This is a genomic window from Bacteroides celer (genome assembly GCF_002632415.2).
Lineage (GTDB): Bacteria > Bacteroidota > Bacteroidia > Bacteroidales > Bacteroidaceae > Bacteroides.
The window spans coordinates 5,362,517-5,380,764 of record NZ_CP178209.1 but is presented as its reverse complement, the minus strand read 5'-3'; the positions used below and the strand labels follow the sequence as shown (position 1 = coordinate 5,380,764).

Annotated in this window: 9 protein-coding genes; 7 read left to right on the top strand and 2 right to left on the bottom strand. The window is 42.6% G+C overall.

Annotation, left to right across the window (positions count from 1 at the left end; genetic code table 11):
• Positions 1-71 precede the first annotated feature (71 nt).
• Positions 72-2,657 (top strand): xylan 1,4-beta-xylosidase, encoded by a 2,586-nt coding sequence (xyl3A, locus tag CJF29_RS21605; RefSeq protein ID WP_099146341.1) that lies wholly within the window; start codon positions 72-74, stop codon positions 2,655-2,657.
• Between the two features lie 373 nt (positions 2,658-3,030).
• Here xyl3A and CJF29_RS21600 read toward each other — a convergent pair whose 3' ends face one another.
• A complete protein-coding gene (locus CJF29_RS21600) occupies positions 3,031-4,179 on the bottom strand; it encodes an IS91 family transposase (protein WP_413544511.1) in 1,149 nt (382 codons plus the stop codon).
• Positions 4,176-5,078, bottom strand: coding sequence for a tyrosine-type recombinase/integrase (locus CJF29_RS21595; protein WP_413544495.1), 903 nt, complete (start codon positions 5,076-5,078; stop codon positions 4,176-4,178). The genes CJF29_RS21600 and CJF29_RS21595 overlap by 4 nt, the downstream gene beginning before the upstream one ends.
• A gap of 410 nt (positions 5,079-5,488) precedes the next feature.
• Here CJF29_RS21595 and CJF29_RS21590 point away from each other — a divergent pair, with 410 nt between their 5' ends.
• From CJF29_RS21590 to CJF29_RS21565, 6 genes are all read left to right on the top strand, one after another.
• Complete coding sequence (locus CJF29_RS21590) at positions 5,489-7,216, top strand: glycoside hydrolase family 43 protein (protein WP_099146525.1); 1,728 nt, start codon at positions 5,489-5,491, stop codon at positions 7,214-7,216.
• A 24-nt stretch (positions 7,217-7,240) separates the two neighbouring features.
• Complete coding sequence (locus CJF29_RS21585; RefSeq protein ID WP_099146526.1) at positions 7,241-9,685, top strand: TIM-barrel domain-containing protein; 2,445 nt, start codon at positions 7,241-7,243, stop codon at positions 9,683-9,685.
• A 20-nt stretch (positions 9,686-9,705) separates the two neighbouring features.
• Entirely contained in the window at positions 9,706-11,682 is a 1,977-nt protein-coding gene (locus CJF29_RS21580; protein WP_099146550.1) for a glycoside hydrolase family 97 protein, read from the top strand.
• A gap of 19 nt (positions 11,683-11,701) precedes the next feature.
• Positions 11,702-13,033 (top strand): glycoside hydrolase family 43 protein, encoded by a 1,332-nt coding sequence (locus CJF29_RS21575; protein ID WP_099146527.1) that lies wholly within the window; start codon positions 11,702-11,704, stop codon positions 13,031-13,033.
• Between the two features lie 217 nt (positions 13,034-13,250).
• The gene (locus CJF29_RS21570) at positions 13,251-14,984 is read left to right on the top strand and encodes a glycoside hydrolase family 43 protein (protein WP_099146551.1); all 1,734 of its coding nucleotides are present in this window, start codon (positions 13,251-13,253) and stop codon (positions 14,982-14,984) included.
• Positions 14,985-15,104: 120 nt separating this feature from the next.
• Positions 15,105-18,248: a SusC/RagA family TonB-linked outer membrane protein gene (locus CJF29_RS21565; RefSeq protein WP_099146528.1), complete on the top strand. Its 3,144-nt coding sequence runs from the start codon at positions 15,105-15,107 to the stop codon at positions 18,246-18,248.

Genomic DNA, 18,248 nt, shown 5'->3' with positions numbered 1-18,248 from the left:
TGAAACATTGTTTTATTGGAAAATAGGCTATTTTTGTTTCCAAATTAATCATAACTAATAAGTATAATATTATGAAAAGAGGTTGGATACCGATTATGGGTGTTTGTTTGGTGTTATCGTTTTCGGCATGTAAGCAATTGCTGCCTTACCAGGACACTTCTTTAGCGGCGGAACAACGGGCGGAGGATTTGTTGCCTCGGTTGACTTTGGAAGAAAAAGTATCATTAATGCAAAATGCGTCACCTGCTATCCCCCGACTGGGAATTAAAGAATATGAGTGGTGGAATGAAGCGTTGCACGGTGTGGGGCGTGCCGGATTGGCTACTGTTTTTCCCCAGTCTATCGGTATGGGAGCTTCTTTTAATGATTCATTATTATATGAAGTGTTCAATGCCACTTCTGATGAGGCTCGCGTAAAATCGCGTATTTTCGGTGAAAGCGGCGTGCTGAAACGCTATCAGGGATTAACATTCTGGACACCGAATGTCAATATATTCCGTGACCCTCGTTGGGGACGCGGTCAGGAAACATACGGTGAAGACCCTTATCTGACAGGACAAATGGGAATGGCTGTAGTCCGTGGTTTGCAAGGACCGGAAGATGCCAGGTATGATAAGCTGCACGCATGTGCCAAGCACTTTGCTGTTCATTCAGGTCCGGAGTGGAACCGGCATAGTTTTGATGCGGAGAATATAGATCCCCGGGATTTATGGGAAACCTATCTGCCTGCTTTTAAAGATTTGGTACAGAAAGCGCATGTAAAGGAAGTGATGTGTGCCTACAATCGTTTTGAGGGAGAGCCTTGTTGTGGCAGCAATCGCCTGTTGATGCAAATATTGCGGGATGAATGGGGATACAAAGGCATTGTAGTCTCTGACTGTGGAGCGATCTCCGATTTCTATAGACCGGGAACGCATGGGACTCACCCGGACAAGGAACACGCTTCGGCCGCTGCTGTGCGGACAGGTACAGACCTTGAATGTGGAAGTGAATATGCATCACTGGCGGATGCTGTAAAAGCTGGTTTGATTGACGAAAAAGAAATAGATATTTCATTGAAACGTTTGTTGACGGCACGTTTTGAACTGGGAGAAATGGACGAACAACCGGCTTGGTCGGAAATTCCAGCCTCTGTGTTGAATAGTAAGGAACATCAGGCATTGGCTTTGCGTATGGCCCGTGAATCATTGGTGCTCTTGCAGAATAAAAACAATATCCTGCCTCTGAATACCCATCTGAAAGTAGCTGTTATGGGACCTAATGCCAATGACTCCGTGATGCAGTGGGGAAATTATAACGGTATTCCGGCACATACGGTTACCTTATTGGAAGCTGTCCGTGCCAAACTACCGGAAGGACAAATCATATACGAACCGGGTTGTGACCGTGTGGACGGAAAGACACTCCAAAGCCTGTTTGATGAATGTAGCATAAATGGTAAACCCGGTTTCTTGGCAGAATATTGGAATAATCGTGATCGTGAAGGGGAAGTGGTCACTACTGACCAGATTTCCACTCCGTTCCATTTTGCAACAACAGGGGCTACTACGTTTGCGCCCGGTGTGGAAATTACTAATTTCTCGGCTCGTTATGAATCTGTCTTTCGTCCTTCGCAGTCCGGTGATGTTGCTTTCCGTTTTCAATTGGATGGTGAAGTGACTCTTATTATAAATGGTGAGCAAGTGGCTCGGAAAATATATGTTAAGAATCCGACGAACCTCTATACGTTACAGGCGAAAGCTGGAAAAGAGTATCATATCGAGATTTTATTCAAACAACGGAATGAAAGGGCTACACTTGATTTTGATTTGGGCAAAGAGGTCGGGATCGACTTGAACCTCGCAGTGAAGAGAGTAATGGATGCTGATGTGATTCTTTTTGCTGGTGGAATTTCTCCAAGTCTGGAAGGTGAGGAAATGCCGGTAGAGGTTCCCGGATTTAAGGGTGGTGACCGTACGGATATTGAACTTCCGGACGTTCAACGTGATTTGTTGAAAGCTTTGAAGAAGGCTGGTAAAAAGGTTGTCTTTATCAATTATTCCGGTTCAGCTATCGGACTAGTGCCCGAAACGACTACTTGTGAAGCGATTCTGCAGGCATGGTATCCGGGACAGGCGGGTGGTACAGCTATCGTTGATGCTCTTTGGGGAGAGTATAATCCCGGTGGACGCCTGCCGGTCACTTTCTATAAGGATGTGAATCAATTGCCGGACTTTGAAGACTATTCCATGAAGGGGCGTACCTATCGATATATGCAACAGCAACCACTTTTCCCATTCGGTCATGGGTTGAGTTATACTACGTTTACTTATGGAGAAGCTAAATTGAGCAAGAATACAATCGCCAAAAGTGAAAATGTAGTATTGACTATTCCGGTAAGCAATGTCGGGCAACGTGATGGAGAAGAGGTGGTTCAGGTTTATTTGAGACGTCCGGGTGATAAGGAAGGTCCCCGTTATACCTTGCGTGCTTTCAAACGCGTTCATATTCCGGCAGGGAAAACTGAATCAGTAGCTATTCCTCTTACTGGTGTGAACTTTGAATGGTTTGATGTAGAGTCGAATACGATGCGTCCGTTGGAAGGTACTTATGAATTACTGTATGGAGGAACTTCTGATAGAAATAAGTTGAAAACGATTGTAATGAACGTACAGTAATACCGCTTTGGAATTTTGTTTATTTTTACAGATAGACAATCCGGATTTATTTATTGAATGAATAAAGAAAGAACGACCTTGTTCCTTTAAAAGGAACGAAATAGGGCTTCGTGTGCCCCTTAGGGCATATGGAGCCTTTGTTGTACGTTTTCTATTTTTTATGGGGGTTACTTCTGTATCTGTATTTTTTTTCAGCAGTTTCCTAATGTCCTGTGCTTGCTTTTATACTTGTTTTTTCAGCCTTTCTTGATTCCAATCTCCCTTTTTTCCTCCTTTTTCTTTCTATCCGGTGTTTTTACCGTGTTTTCCGTTATGTATATCCACAGAGCCTCTCTCCCAGGACTTCATTCTTCCTGTGAATATATTTTCTTCTTCAAAAAGTACCGTTCAGCGGTTTGGAACTTCCTCTTCCGGGTGGCGACCTGGCTGGTCTGAAAACTTCAATTGTAATCATCTGCGCCCCTCCGCAATGCTTGCATAAGTTATACTCCCTCCATTTGTCTTGGCAGAGTTCTTTCCACTTGGCTCTTTTCCTTTTAAGTGGTGCCGGTGGTACTTTCATCCTTATCTGTATGCTTGTCAACTTCCTTCTGTTGCATGCTGCCAGGAATCCGTAATGCCTGATACGTACAAATCCTGCCGGCAATATATGCCTACTGAACCTGTGTACGAACTCTTCTCCCGTGAGTGTCATCATCTTATGTTTTCCCCCATCCCTGTAATCCTTATAGTCAAACATGACGGCTGTATCTGTAATTCCCTTAATCCTGGCATTACTGATGGCTGCCCTGTGTGAGTAACGCCCTAAGTATTCTATGACCCTTTCCACGCCTTTGAACGGTGCTTTGCTATATACCACCCATTCTTTTTCAAACAGCTTCTTTCTTGTTGCCTGGGGTACTTTCACATGTTTGCTCCACTCTTGCATGAACTTGGCTCTGAACACCCTGCCCATGGCCCTGACCGGGAATAGAAAAGGACTGTCCTGATTTGCCCCTGAGATCTTCCTCCATTCCCCCTTGTCATCTATCCCTCCTTCGGGCACTACACAGTGCAGGTGGGGGTGGTAGTGCAGGTTACTTCCCCATGTATGCAGGATGGCTACCATTCCCGCCTGGGCGCCTTTATTGGCAGCGAAGGCTGCGAGTGTCTTCCAGGCAGCGGCAAACAGGCATGAACAGGTGTGTCTCATATTACCCAGTGCCAGTGAATGCAAGTCGGCCGGCAAGGTAAATACCACATGGAAGTATTTCACGGGCAACATATCCTCTTTGCGTGCCTGTATCCATACCTCACGTTCGGCTCCCTGGCATTTGGGACAATGCCGGTCCCGGCAGCTGTTGTAACTAACACGTACGACTCCACACTGGGGACAGGCATCCACATGCCCTCCCAAAGCGGAGGTACGGCACTGTTCCAGGCGTGAGAGGACCTGGAGAACCCTGCCGCAGGGATGATGTTGGCTGATAAAGGATGATTTGAAGCGGGAAATAATCTGACCGACCTCAAACTCCGTCCTCATGGCTGCGTATTGTTATATCCCACTCCCTCAAGACGGTCCAGTGGACTGAAGGCGTAACCTCCGGCAGGAAGATTGACAAGGTGAAGATAAACCAGGGTTGTCTTTATATCGGCATGTCCCAGAAGGTCACGGATGCGAAGTATATTTTCGCCCATCTCCAGCAGGTGCGTGGCGTAACTGTGACGAAGGGTATGAAGCGTGCAGGGTTTAAGGATGCAGGACGAATGAACCGCTTGTTTAAAAAGATAGCGGATCTCGGAATCTTCGATTTGTCCGCCGAAACAATTGTTGAAAAGATATACCGCGGGTCTGTACTGGATGAAATACTCCCTGAGAAGAAGCAACAGGTTGCCGGAAAGGGGGACGTACCTGTCTTTTCTACCTTTGCCCTGGCGGATGAAAACCTGCATGCGCTTGCTGTCAATATCACAAATTTGCATATTGACCAGTTCACGTAAACGCAGCCCGCAAGAATAAATCAGAGACAGCAGGGATTGGCTGCGGATATTCCCGCAGTGCCGCAAAAGGCTGATCACTTCGGACTGGGAAAGAACAACCGGAAGTTTCTTCGTGCTACGGATACGGGGGAGAGAAAAATTAAGTTCGCTAAGATGCATCGTCTTACGATAACAGCGGAGACTGTAAACCGTGTGCTTGAAATAGCTCAAACCCGGTGAAGGAGTGCGAGAGAGCAACATGCTGAAATAATCGCGGCAATCATCTTCGCTTAAGTGTTCAGGAAGTTTTTTGAAGTGAAAGCTGATAGCAGCCAACTTATGGCCATAACTTTTTATACTACCAGGAGAATACTGCTCAATAAGAAGTTGTTTGGAAAATTTTTCGTAACTTTGACCAAACCCCGAGATGGAGTCACTGGCACGCTGAATAAAATTTGCCATAGTGGAGAATGTTTATTGGTTGAACATTGGAAATATCACCACTAAAATCAGCAAAAAAAAAGGAATCCCGCATACAGATAGCAAACTTTAGCTATTACGTATGCGGGATTTAGTACAACGGGGGCTTTCCTTTAAAGGAAAATGAATATTTGCTAATTCTTGATATTCAGCATTTTATATGATGGGAAATAAAAGTGCTGAAATAATAGGTAATGTAGTTATTTATCTTACCATTTTTCTGTTTTGGGGCTTTTTGTTACATCAGAAAAGAATCATGTTACATGTCTGTGATAAATGTAACCTGTATATAGATGCCTGTATCATGATTGTACATATATGATAAAACCGAATCGATACATTTGCAAACACTACTATGGAACAGAAAATTATAGAAAATAAAAAGTGATAATATGAGAACATTAAAATTGATTTTGTCGGGCTGGCAATCTGTGGGTCTTGTCGTATTTATTGTGCTGTTTTTTAATATGGAGGTGAGTGGCAAGGGTAAAATAACAAAAAATACTCCTGTCTTTACGCAATTTATTTATCAGGGGGAGGATGCTATTTATCAAAACAATCCTTTAAAGCCAGGTGAGTTCTATAATCCTATTTTGCAGGGTTGCTATCCCGATCCGAGTATAACGCGGAAAGGTAATGATTATTATTTAGTATGCTCATCTTTTGCTATGTTTCCCGGGGTACCTATTTTCCATTCTAATGATTTGGTCAACTGGAAACAAATCGGTCATGTGCTGGACAGAACGTCACAATTAAAGGTTGAAGATTGTGGTATTAGTGCTGGTGTATATGCTCCTGCTATAAGATATAATCCCAATAATGATACGTTTTATATGATAACCACTCAATTTTCCGGTGGCTTTGGAAATATGGTGGTAAAGACAAAGAATCCGGAGAATGGCTGGAGTGATCCGGTCAAACTTCAATTTGAAGGCATTGATCCTTCTCTTTTCTTTGATGATAATGGCAAGGCATACGTGGTACATAATGATGCTCCTGCTAAAGCAAACGAGCGTTATTCGGGACACCGTGTCATAAAAATATGGGATTATGATGTGGAGAATGATAAAGTGGTTCCGGGAACGGACCGGATCATAGTAAACGGTGGCGTTAATATAGAAGAAAAGCCGATATGGATTGAAGCTCCTCATATCTATAAGAAAGATGGACGTTATTATTTAATGTGTGCGGAAGGAGGAACCGGAGGCTGGCATAGCGAAGTCATTTTTGTAAGTGATCATCCGAAAGGACCTTATTTTCCGTCAAATAATAATCCTATTTTAACTCAACGCTATTTTCCTGCAAATCGGGCGAATAAAGTAGACTGGGCTGGTCATGCAGACTTAGTGGAGGGACCCGACGGAAAATATTATGGTGTATTTTTAGGAATACGCCCCAATGAGAAGAACAGAGTGAATACCGGACGCGAAACTTTTATTCTTCCGGTGGACTGGAGCGGAACATTTCCCGTTTTCGAGAATGGGCTTATCCCTATGAAACCTACATTGAAGATGCCTTCGGGAGTTGAGAACCAAACAGGGAAAAACGGTTATTTGCCTAGTGGCAACTTTGTCTTTAAGGATGATTTCTCCGATAAGACATTAGACCTTAGATGGATCGGTCTTAGAGGTCCTCGTGAAGATTTCGTTGATATGACCGATAAAGGGTTGCGGATCATCCCTTTTACCTCAAATATCAATGAAGTGAAACCTACTTCTACCTTGTTCTACCGTCAGCAGCATAATCAATTTACAGCGGCAGCAACCATGGAGTACAAACCGAAAAATGAGAAAGATTTTGCCGGTATAACATGTTATCAGAATGAAAGATATCACTATGTTTTCGGTATCACTAAAAAGGGGAAAGACTATTACCTGATACTGCAAAGAACCGAAAAAGGACAAGCGAGTGTCCTGGGTGAGGTGAAGATAGAAACAGAGAAACCTGTGACACTGCAAGTAACAGCCAATGGAGATGATTATCGTTTTAATTATTCGATTGATGGCAAGGGTTTCCTAAATTTAGGAGGAACCGTTTCCGGCGATATTCTTTCTACTAATGAGGCTGGTGGCTTTACAGGAGCAATGATCGGACTGTATGCAACATCTGTTGGTTATTAATTAGAAACCTTATCATTCCAAATTATGAAAATACATCATCTATTTTGGGGTATATGTTTATGCTTCAGCACAAATATTTTATTCGCACAGAACTATCAGAAAACATCGTCCGGCATCAAAACCACTGTAAATGCAGTGGATATAGAAGTACAATTCTTTGCGCCTGCTGTGGCGAGAGTAATAAAATCGCCGGAAGGTGTTGCCTATGAAAAACAGAGTCTTTCTGTAATTGCCAAACCCGAAAAGGTAAGTTTCAAGGCTGATATACAAGATAATAAGATTGTATTGAACACCAGCGAACTAAGTGTCAGTGTGGACACCGGGACGGGAATTGTTTCTTATTTCTCAAAGGATGGCAAGTCGTTATTGGCAGAGAAATCCGGTATGCAGTTTATCAATTTCGATGATGCCGGGACAAAAACTTATCAGGTTTATCAACCTTTTATATTAGATAAGGAGGAAGCTATTTATGGTTTGGGACAATTGCAAAATGGAAAGATGATTCAGCGGAACATGACTAAAAATCTGATACAGGGAAATGTGGAAGATGTGTCACCTTTCTTCCAGTCTACTAAAGGATATGGTGTGTTTTGGGATAACTATTCGCCGACTCTTTTTACGGATAACGAAGTTGAAACATCTTTCCGTTCTGAAGTAGGTGACTGTGTGGATTATTACTTCATGTATGGGAAAAATGCCGACGGTGTTATAGCACAGGTACGCAGCTTGACCGGGCAAGCACCGATGTTTCCTTTATGGACTTATGGTTACTGGCAAAGTAAAGAAAGATATAAGAGCCAGGAGGAAGTGGTAGACGTTGTTCGTAAATATCGTGAATTGGGTGTTCCCTTGGATGGTATTATTCAGGATTGGCAATATTGGGGGCATAACTATTTGTGGAATGCGATGGATTTCCAGAATCCGACTTTCAATAATCCTCAAAAGATGATTGAGGATGTCCATGCGATGAACGCACACATGGCTATATCTATCTGGTCGTCATTCGGACCGATGACTAAACCTTATAGAGAATTGGACAAAAAAGGGATGTTGTTTAACTTCACTACCTGGCCGCAATCGGGATTGGAGTCATGGCCCCCCAATATGGAATATCCTTCCGGTGTAAGGGTGTATGATGCTTACAATCCCGAAGCACGTGATATTTATTGGAAATATCTGAATGATGGAATTTTCAAGCTGGGAATGGATGCCTGGTGGATGGACTCTACCGAACCCGATCATCTGGATTGGAAGCCGGAGGATATGGATACCAAAACCTATCTGGGCTCGTTCCGTAAGGTGCGCAATGCTTATCCGTTGATGACTGTCGGAGGGGTTTACGACCATCAGCGTGCAGTGACTTCGGACAAACGCGTGTTTATTTTAACCCGTTCCGGATTCTTGGGGCAGCAACGTTATGGTGCAAATGTATGGAGTGGTGATGTCGCTTCCACATGGGAGAGTTTTAGAAATCAGATTCCTGCCGGATTAAACTTTTCTTTGTGTGGTATGCCTCACTGGAATAGTGATATTGGTGGCTTTTTTGCAGGACATTATAATAAAAGCTGGAATGATGATAGTGCTTCAAAAAATCCATTGTATCAGGAGCTTTATGTGCGTTGGTTGCAGTTTGGAACGTTCAATCCGATGATGCGTTCGCACGGGACGGATGTTTATAGGGAAATCTATAAGTTCGGAAAGAAGGGTGAGCCTGTATATGATGCTATCGAGAAAATGATAGGTTTGCGTTACTCTCTGTTGCCTTATATTTATTCTACTTCTTGGGAGGTGAGCAATCGCCAATCGAGTTTTATGCGCGCTTTGATGATGGATTTTGTAGATGACAGAAAGGTGTGGGATATCAATGACGAATATATGTTTGGAAAATCGCTCCTTGTGGCTCCGATTGCTCATGCACAATATACACCGGAAGCTGTGGTAAAAGTCTCCGAAGAAGAAGGATGGAACAGAGATGGAGCGAAAAAAACAAAAACTGACGTTGCTGTGGATTTCATGGAAACGAAATCTACCAAAATATACTTACCGGCAGGAACGCTATGGTATGACTTCTGGACGAACGAGAAACACGAAGGCGGAAAGGAAATTGCCAAAGAGACTACACTGGATGTTATTCCATTGTATGTAAAAGCGGGTAGTATTATTCCTGTCGGTCCACAAGTTCAGTATGCAACTGAAAAACCGTGGGATCATCTTGAATTGAAGGTGTATGCGGGTGCGAATGGAAACTTCATTTTATATGAAGATGAATTTGATAATTACAATTACGAAAAAGGAGCTTATACGGAAATTCCAATTTCTTGGAATAATGCATCTCGTAAATTGACGATAGGGGCAAGAAAAGGTGCGTATGAGGGAATGTTGAAGAACCGTAAGTTTACTGTAACTCTCCAGGACGGGACTCAAAAAAAAGTCGATTATAATGGAAAGGCTATTTCTGTAAAGTTTTGATTGTAATAGAATGTGTGATTATGCCAATAGAGAAGAATCTAAAAAGTAGAAATATGGTGAAGTTTTTTATAGTAATGGCTATGTTATTGGGTAGTAGCGTTGCAAGTGCAGAAAATAAACAGATAACAAGTCCTGATGGAAAGCTGGTAGTAACAGTCGCAGATATGGATGGAAGGCCCTCTTATTCTGTTAGTTATGACAATGTTCTCTTTTTGAAACCATCTCCATTGGGGATGATTGCAAATATAGGAGATTTCTCATCGGGGATGTCGCTGGAGAAGAATGTTTCAACAAATAAAATAGATGAAACATACGAGTTAGCTTCTATTAAGCAGAGCAAGGTTCGTTATGTGGCAAATGAAGCTGTATTTTCGTTTACACAACAAGGGAAAACAATTTATGATGTTATATTCCGCATAAGTAATAACGATGTTGCTTTTAAATATAAGATGTATCCGCAAGGTGAGACACTAAGTTGCGTGGTTAAGCAAGAAGCCACAGGATTTGCGTTTCCTGACGGAACCACCACTTTCCTTTGTCCGCAAAGTAAACCGATGGGGGGATTTGCCCGTACTTCTCCAAGTTATGAGACGTCTTATACGGCAGATGATGTCGCAGGCAAAAATGGCTGGGGAGAAGGGTATACATTTCCCTGCCTATTCCGTAATGGAGATAATGGTTGGGTGCTTGTTTCCGAAACGGGAGTAAATGGTGGATATTGTGCGAGCCGTCTGTTGGGACACAAAGGAGGAGTGTATACCATTGGATTTCCGCAAGAAGGTGAAGCAAATGGGAATGGTACGGTTTCTCCGGGGATAGCATTACCGGGCGAGACGCCTTGGCGTACTATTACTGTGGGCAAGACTTTGGCTCCAATAGTGGAGACAACGGTTCCTTTTGATGTTGTAAAACCGCTTTATCCGGCAAAAGGAGAGTATACGTATGGACGGGGTTCATGGAGCTGGATTATCGGTATGGATGGAAGTACTAATTATAAAGAGCAACTCCGGTATATTGATTTTTCGGCAGTAATGGGGTATCAGTCCGTGTTGGTGGATGCCTTGTGGGATAAACAAATAGGACGTGATAAAATTGAAGAATTGGCTAAATATGGGAAGGACAAAGGGGTAGCTCTTTATTTGTGGTATAATTCGAATGGGTATTGGAATGATGCTCCGCAAACTCCGAGAGGTATTATGGATAATGCGATAGCCAGACGTAAGGAGATGAAATGGATGCAAAGCATTGGTATCCGTGGAATAAAAGTTGACTTTTTCGGAGGTGACAAGCAAATGACTATGCAGTTGTATGAGGATATCTTGTCGGATGCAAACGAGTACGGTCTTTTAGTTATTTTCCATGGATGTACTTTGCCTCGTGGCTGGGAACGTATGTATCCTAACTTCGCATCGAGTGAGGCTGTATTGGCTAGTGAAAATCTTCATTTCTCTCAAGGCAGCTGTGATCATGAGGCCTTTAATGCTACTTTGCACCCGTTTATTCGTAATACTGTGGGTAGCATGGATTTTGGAGGTAGTGCATTGAACAAATATTATAATGTGGATAATGCTCCACGGGGAAGCCGGCGGGTGACATCAGATGTCTACGCACTGGCTACGGCGGTTCTATTTCAAAGTCCGGTACAGCATTTTGCTCTGGCACCGAATAACCTGACCGATTCTCCGTCGTGGGCTATTGATTTTATGAAAGAGGTTCCAACGACTTGGGATGAGGTACGTTTCATTGACGGTTATCCTGGCAAATACGTTATTCTTGCCCGTCGTCATGGAGACAAATGGTATATTGCCGGAGTAAATGCGCAGAAGGAAACACTGAAACTTAAAGTTAATTTGCCGATGTTCTCCAATGGAGAAAAGGTGAGACTGTTTAGTGATGATAAGGCATTACAGGGTGGTGTGAAACAAATAGAAATAGGGAAGAAACAAGAATTACAATTGGCTATTCCTTGCAATGGTGGAGTATTAATAACCAAATAACCATTTTAAATAAAAGAATATGAGAAACTTTAAATTTTTAGGCGTGTCGTTTTTGTTGGCAATCACTGCCGCTACTTCAGGAACTGCACAAAATCCTATTATACAAACAAAATATACTGCCGATCCGGCTCCGATGGTATATAACGATACCGTTTTCCTTTATACAACCCATGATGAGGATGATGCCGAAGGATTCAAAATGTTGGACTGGTTGCTTTATACCTCCACTGATATGGTGAATTGGACCGATCACGGAGCGGTCGCTTCTCTGAAGAGTTTTGATTGGGTGAAACGTGATAATGGTGCCTGGGCAGAACAGGTCATCGAACGTAATGGCAAGTTTTACATGTATTGCCCGATTCACGGTAATGGTATTGGCGTATTGGTATCCGACTCTCCTTACGGTCCTTTTAAAGACCCTTTGAATAAACCATTAGTTTGGCAAAAAGAGCATTGGGATGATATTGACCCTACCGTATTTATTGATGATGACGGACAAGCGTATATGTATTGGGGCAATCCGAATGTTTATTATGTGAAACTGAATGAAGATATGATTTCATATTCGGGGGAAATAGTCAAATTGGCTGATAAACCGGAACATTATCAGGAAGGTCCGTGGGTATATAAACGTAACGGTCATTATTATATGGCTTTTGCTTCTACTTGTTGTCCGGAAGGGATTGGCTATGCTATGAGCGACAAAGCTACCGGACCATGGAGTACAAAAGGATATATTATGCGTCCAACGGAAAGAACCAGAGGAAATCATCCCGGAATTATTGATTATAAAGGCAGTTCTTATGTGTTCGGCCTAAATTATGATTTGCTTCATCTGGAGACTTTCGACCATAAAGAACGTCGTTCGGTATCTGTTGCAAAAATGCATTATAATCCGGATGGAACCATTAAGGAAGTTCCTTATTGGCAGGAGACGAAACTGGAACAGATTGAAAACTTTAATCCTTACCGTAGAGTGGAAGCCGAAACGATGGCTTGGGGATATGGTCTGAAAGCTGAAAATCATAAGAATGGTGGTTTGTATATAACCGATATTGATGATAATGAATATCTGTGTGTGCGTGGTGTCGACTTTGGCAAGAAGGGAGCAAAGAAATTCAGTGTAAGCGCAGCTTGTGTTGAAAAAGGCGGAATGATAGAAATTCGTCTGGACAGCACGGAAGGTCCGGTAATAGGCTGTGTCAGTATATCACCAACAGGAGGACTGGATATATATAAACAGATGTCATGCCGGATAAAGAATGCAAAGGGTGTACATGATCTTTATTTCTGCTTTAAAGGAGAGAAAGGAAACAAACTTTTCAATCTGGATTATTGGGAATTTGAATAGCTTTTATTCAAAAAAAATAAGATTGTAATGTGCTTATAATCAGTGTAATTGTTTGGGTGTGCTACAAGGGGAAAGATAGATGTAACATTGAAAATGAAGATGTTATTTAGGAAAAGAAGCCCGTAACATAATTATGTTTGTAGTTTTATAAGCTGGCATATCTTTGCAGAAAAAGATCAGTAATTCATATTTGATTATAAAGAAAATAAGAGGTATTATGAAGAATACACAGGTAATACAATTAATGTCAATCGTCCGGCTCTCCATATTTATGTTGGGGATAACAATGATGTCATGTAACTCAAAGAAAGAACAACAATTACCGGCTATTGGAAAATCTGTGGCTCTCTTTGATTATTTTTCTTATAAAGGAAATGATGATTTTTATATTTCCAATCCTCTGTCAGATGAAGACTATTTCTATAATCCTATTTTGCCGGGATGGTATTCTGATCCTAGTGTTTGCACAAATGGAGAAGGTGATTATTTCCTGGTAACATCTACATTCACTTATTTCCCCGGTGTTCCTATTTTTCACAGCAAAGACTTGGTGAATTGGAAACAGATAGGGCATGTGTTGAACCGTGCTTCGCAATTAGTGAATATGGAAGGACAGAAAGTGAGTGGCGGTATTTTTGCTCCGGCTATTTCTTATAATCCGTATAACAAGACATATTATATGGTAACAACCAATGTCGGAGCCGGGAATTTCTTTGTTAAGACGCAAGACCCGTTTGGTGAATGGTCGGAACCCGTCATGTTGCCGGAGGTCGGAGGTATTGATCCTTCTTTCTTTTTTGATGAAGATGGTAAGGCATATATTGTTAATAATGATGAGGCTCCGGATAATAAACCTGAATATAGCGGACACCGTACTATACGCATACAAGAGTTTGATGTGAAAACAGATAAGACGATCGGTCCCCGTAAAATTCTTGTAAACAAAGGAGCTCAACCGGCAGACAAACCAATTTGGATAGAAGGCCCTCATTTATATAAGATAAATGGAAAGTACTTCTTGATGTCCGCCGAAGGTGGAACGGGAAACTGGCATTCGGAAGTGATTTTCCGTGGTGATTCTCCGATGGGTAAATTTCTTCCATGGAAAAACAATCCGATTCTGACGCAAAGACATTTGAATTCTGACCGTCCTAATTCGGTAACCTGTGCTGGTCATGCAGACTTGATTCAAACAAAAGAGGGAGATTGGTGGGCTGTTTTTCTGGCTTGTCGTCCTATTAATAATCAGTTTGAGAATTTGGGACGTGAAACATTTATGATGCCGGTGAAATGGAGTGAAGACGGATTCCCGTACATGACACAAGGAGATGATTTAGTACCTATGATTGTAAAACGTGAAGGTGCGAAACGCGATACGATAGTTACTTATGGTAACTTCGAGTTAATAGAGAACTTTGATTCTCCTGTACTTGATATGCCATGGATGACTTTAAGAGCTTCTGCTTCCGATTTATATTCATTGACGGAAACGCCCGGATATCTGACCTTGAAGTGTGCAGATATTAGCGCTACGGAAAAGAAAACTCCGGCATTTGTCTGCCGTCGGTTACAACATCATAAATTTGAATGTACTACCCGTATGTTGTTCAATCCTTCTAACGATAAGGAAACAGCTGGAATGTTATTGTTTAAAGATGAGGCGCATCAATATTTCTTCTGCTTGAATAAAGTGGGTGAGAATAAAAATATTTCTCTGAAACAAATCGGTGAAAAGGAACAGACATTGGCTTCAGATGAAATAGACGCAGATACAAATGAGGTATATTTGAAATTAGTATCTCAAGGAATTGGTTACGACTTCTATTATTCTATTGATGGTGAAAAAAGCTGGAAACTGCTTTGTAAAGATGTAGATCCCAGTTATCTCTCTACTACAACGGCTGGTGGATTTACCGGTACTACAATTGGATTATACGCTACTTGCAAATAATTGTTTTTTTTATATAAATCTAATACTAGCAACTATGAGTGATATTTATAATGATAGCTAATGCAATTAAAAAAAGAATGATGATTAGAAAACAATGTAGTTAATTAACATCTTAAACTAATGGTAATGAAAAATGTAACGAAGAAAATTCAAAAAATTCCTTACCTGTTTCTCCTTATGTTGTTTAGTTTTGTAACAGCATCAGCACAGAAAGGGATAACGGTGAGGGGAGCGGTTCTTGACAGTAATGGTGAGACAATCATTGGAGCCTCGGTAACTTTAAAAGGTAATAATTCAATAGGTACAATTACAGATATAGATGGCAATTTTGTATTGACTGTGCCCAGTGAGAAGTCTATCCTTATTGTTTCGTATGTAGGAATGAAACCACAGGAAGTAAAAGTCGTTTCTAAAGGTCTTATTAAAGTAACATTGGAAGATGACACCAAGCAACTGGAAGAAGTGGTTGTGGTGGGTTACGGACAACAAAAGAAAGCGTCTGTGGTAGGTGCTATTGCACAAACCACTGGTGAGACATTACAGCGTGCAGGTGGTGTGTCGAATGTGGGTGCGGCATTGACGGGTAATTTGCCGGGTGTGGTGACTTCTGCCTCTACTGGTATGCCGGGTGACGAAGACCCGAAAATTGTAATTCGTAGCGTTAGCTCGTGGAATAATAGCGAACCGCTTATCCTTGTGGACGGTATCGAACGTCCGATGAGCAGTGTGGACATGAGTTCTGTACAGTCTATATCTGTATTGAAGGATGCGTCGGCAACTGCTGTTTATGGTGTGAAGGGTGCCAATGGTGTCATTCTTGTAACCACTAAGCGCGGTAACGAAGGTCGGGCCAAGATTGACGTAAGTATGAACATGACGGCTAAAGTGGTTTCTGCTCTGCCGGGAAGAATGGAGTCGGCGGATGCGTTGTATGTGCGTAATCAGGCTGCCGAATATGAGTTAGGCTTGAATCCTGCTTCTTGGAATAAAATATTGCCGATGGAGACGATTGACAAATATCGCCATCCTGCTAATTTGGAAGAGGCCGAACGTTATCCGAACGTTGACTGGCAGAAAGAGCTTTTCAAAGATTATGCCATGTCATACAATCCGAGCATCAACCTGTCGGGTGGTACACGCCACGTCAAATATTTCGCTGCGGTAGACTTTCTGCATGAAGGTGACTTGTTCCGCGAATGGGACAATAACCGTGGTTATCAGGCAGGTTACGGATTCAACCGTATTAATGCACGTAGTAATTTGGACTTCAAGATTACCAAAACTACCGTATTGAAAGCCAATATTTTCGGTTCTTACGGTGTGAAGAAATCACCGTGGGGAGTTGCCGACGATTCATTTGGTGCCTCGCAGTTGTGGCAGGCTGCCTACAGTTCTCCGTCAGACGCTTTCTTGCCCCGTTATTCCGACGGTACGTGGGGATACTACAAGCCCAATTCGCAAGGTGCGCCGAACTCTGTGTTGAATCTCGCCAATGCAGGCTATGAAATGCTTACTACTACCCGCGTCAATACTGACTTTGTATTGGAACAGGATTTGAGTTTCCTCGTAAAAGGATTACGTGCAAGTGCCATGATTTCGTGGGACAACGTGTTTGTGGAAGCCGGTCGTGGTGTCAATGACTTGAATCACGGGACGCAGACCAAATGGATAGATCCGGAAACAGGTGAGGTGCATTATAGCAACGCGCAAACCGACTCTAAAACCGGACTCGATTTTCAGGAAGGTATCTTGTGGTCTACAGCAGGTGGTGCTGTGCGGGACTGGTCTACTCAACGCAATCTTTTTTATCAAGGACAATTGTCATGGAGCGGCAAGTTCGGTGACCACGATGTCAGCGCCATGGGAGTGTTCAACCGTACCGAACGAAGCACTGGTAGCGAATTCCCTCACTATCGTGAAGACTGGGCGTTCCGCGCCACTTATAGTTATGGCAACCGTTATTTCTTGGAATACAACGGTGCATACAACGGTTCCGAGAAGTTTAGTCCCGACTATCGTTTCGAGTTGTTTAACTCAGGTGCGTTGGGCTGGATGATAAGCGAAGAAAAATTCTTCAAGCCTCTCCGTAAGTGGGTAGATATGTTGAAAGTACGTTATTCTATCGGTGAGGTAGGTGACGATAATCTTGGTATTCGTTTTCTATATGCTACACAGTGGGCTTACGGAGGTAAGTCTTTCCACGGTTTGAACAATCGAACCGAGTCTCCTTACACTTGGTACAAGGAAGCTACGGTAGGTAATCCCGATGTACATTGGGAAACAGCTTTGAAGCAGAATATCGGTGTTGATTACGCTTTCTTCGATGGTTTGCTTGCCGGTAGTTTGGAATTTTTCTATGACAAGCGTTCGGACATTCTTGTAGCCGGCGACAAACGTGCCACTCCCGGTTATTTAGGAATTTCCGCCCCGGCTGCCAACTTAGGACGCGTGCGTACGAAAGGATACGAATTGGAACTTCGTGTAAATAAAACATTGAACAACGGTCTTCGTCTGTGGGGTAACTTCAATATGACTCATGCTGAAAACAAGATTCTCAAATACGATGACCCTGTGTTGCGTCCCGCATACCAGAAGTCGGAAGGATTTGCCATCGGACAAGACCACGCTCATCTTACGGCAGGATTTGCCAACACGTGGGACGAAGTATTCGCCATGCCTACACACAATACGATGAACGATCAGAAATTGCCCGGACAGTATATCACTATGGACTATAATGGTGATGGCGTGATAGATGCCAACGACAGCGCTCCTTACGGCTATACGGGTACTCCCGAAAATACGTACAACGCTACTATCGGATTCGATTACAAGGGATTCAGCTGCTTTGTACAGTTCTATGGAGTGACCAACGTCAACCGTTATGTGGGTTTTACTTCCTTGCACAATAACGTGAATACTGTATTCGACGAAGGAGTATTCTGGTCGAAAGATCGTTTTGATGCAGATGCTCCCATGCCTCGTATCAATTCTACTCCGAGTTATTATGAAGGTACTCGCTTCCATTACGACGGTTCGTTTATTCGTCTGAAGAATGCTGAAGTGGCTTACACTTTTACACAACCTTGGGTAAAGAAAATTGGATTGAACAGATTTAAAATATTCCTGAACGGAAACAACCTTTGGGTATGGTCGCGTATGCCGGATGACCGCGAATCGAACTTTGCAGGTACGGGATTGGCTTCGCAAGGTGCTTATCCTACTGTACGTCGTTTCAATCTGGGTATTAAATTTGACCTTTAA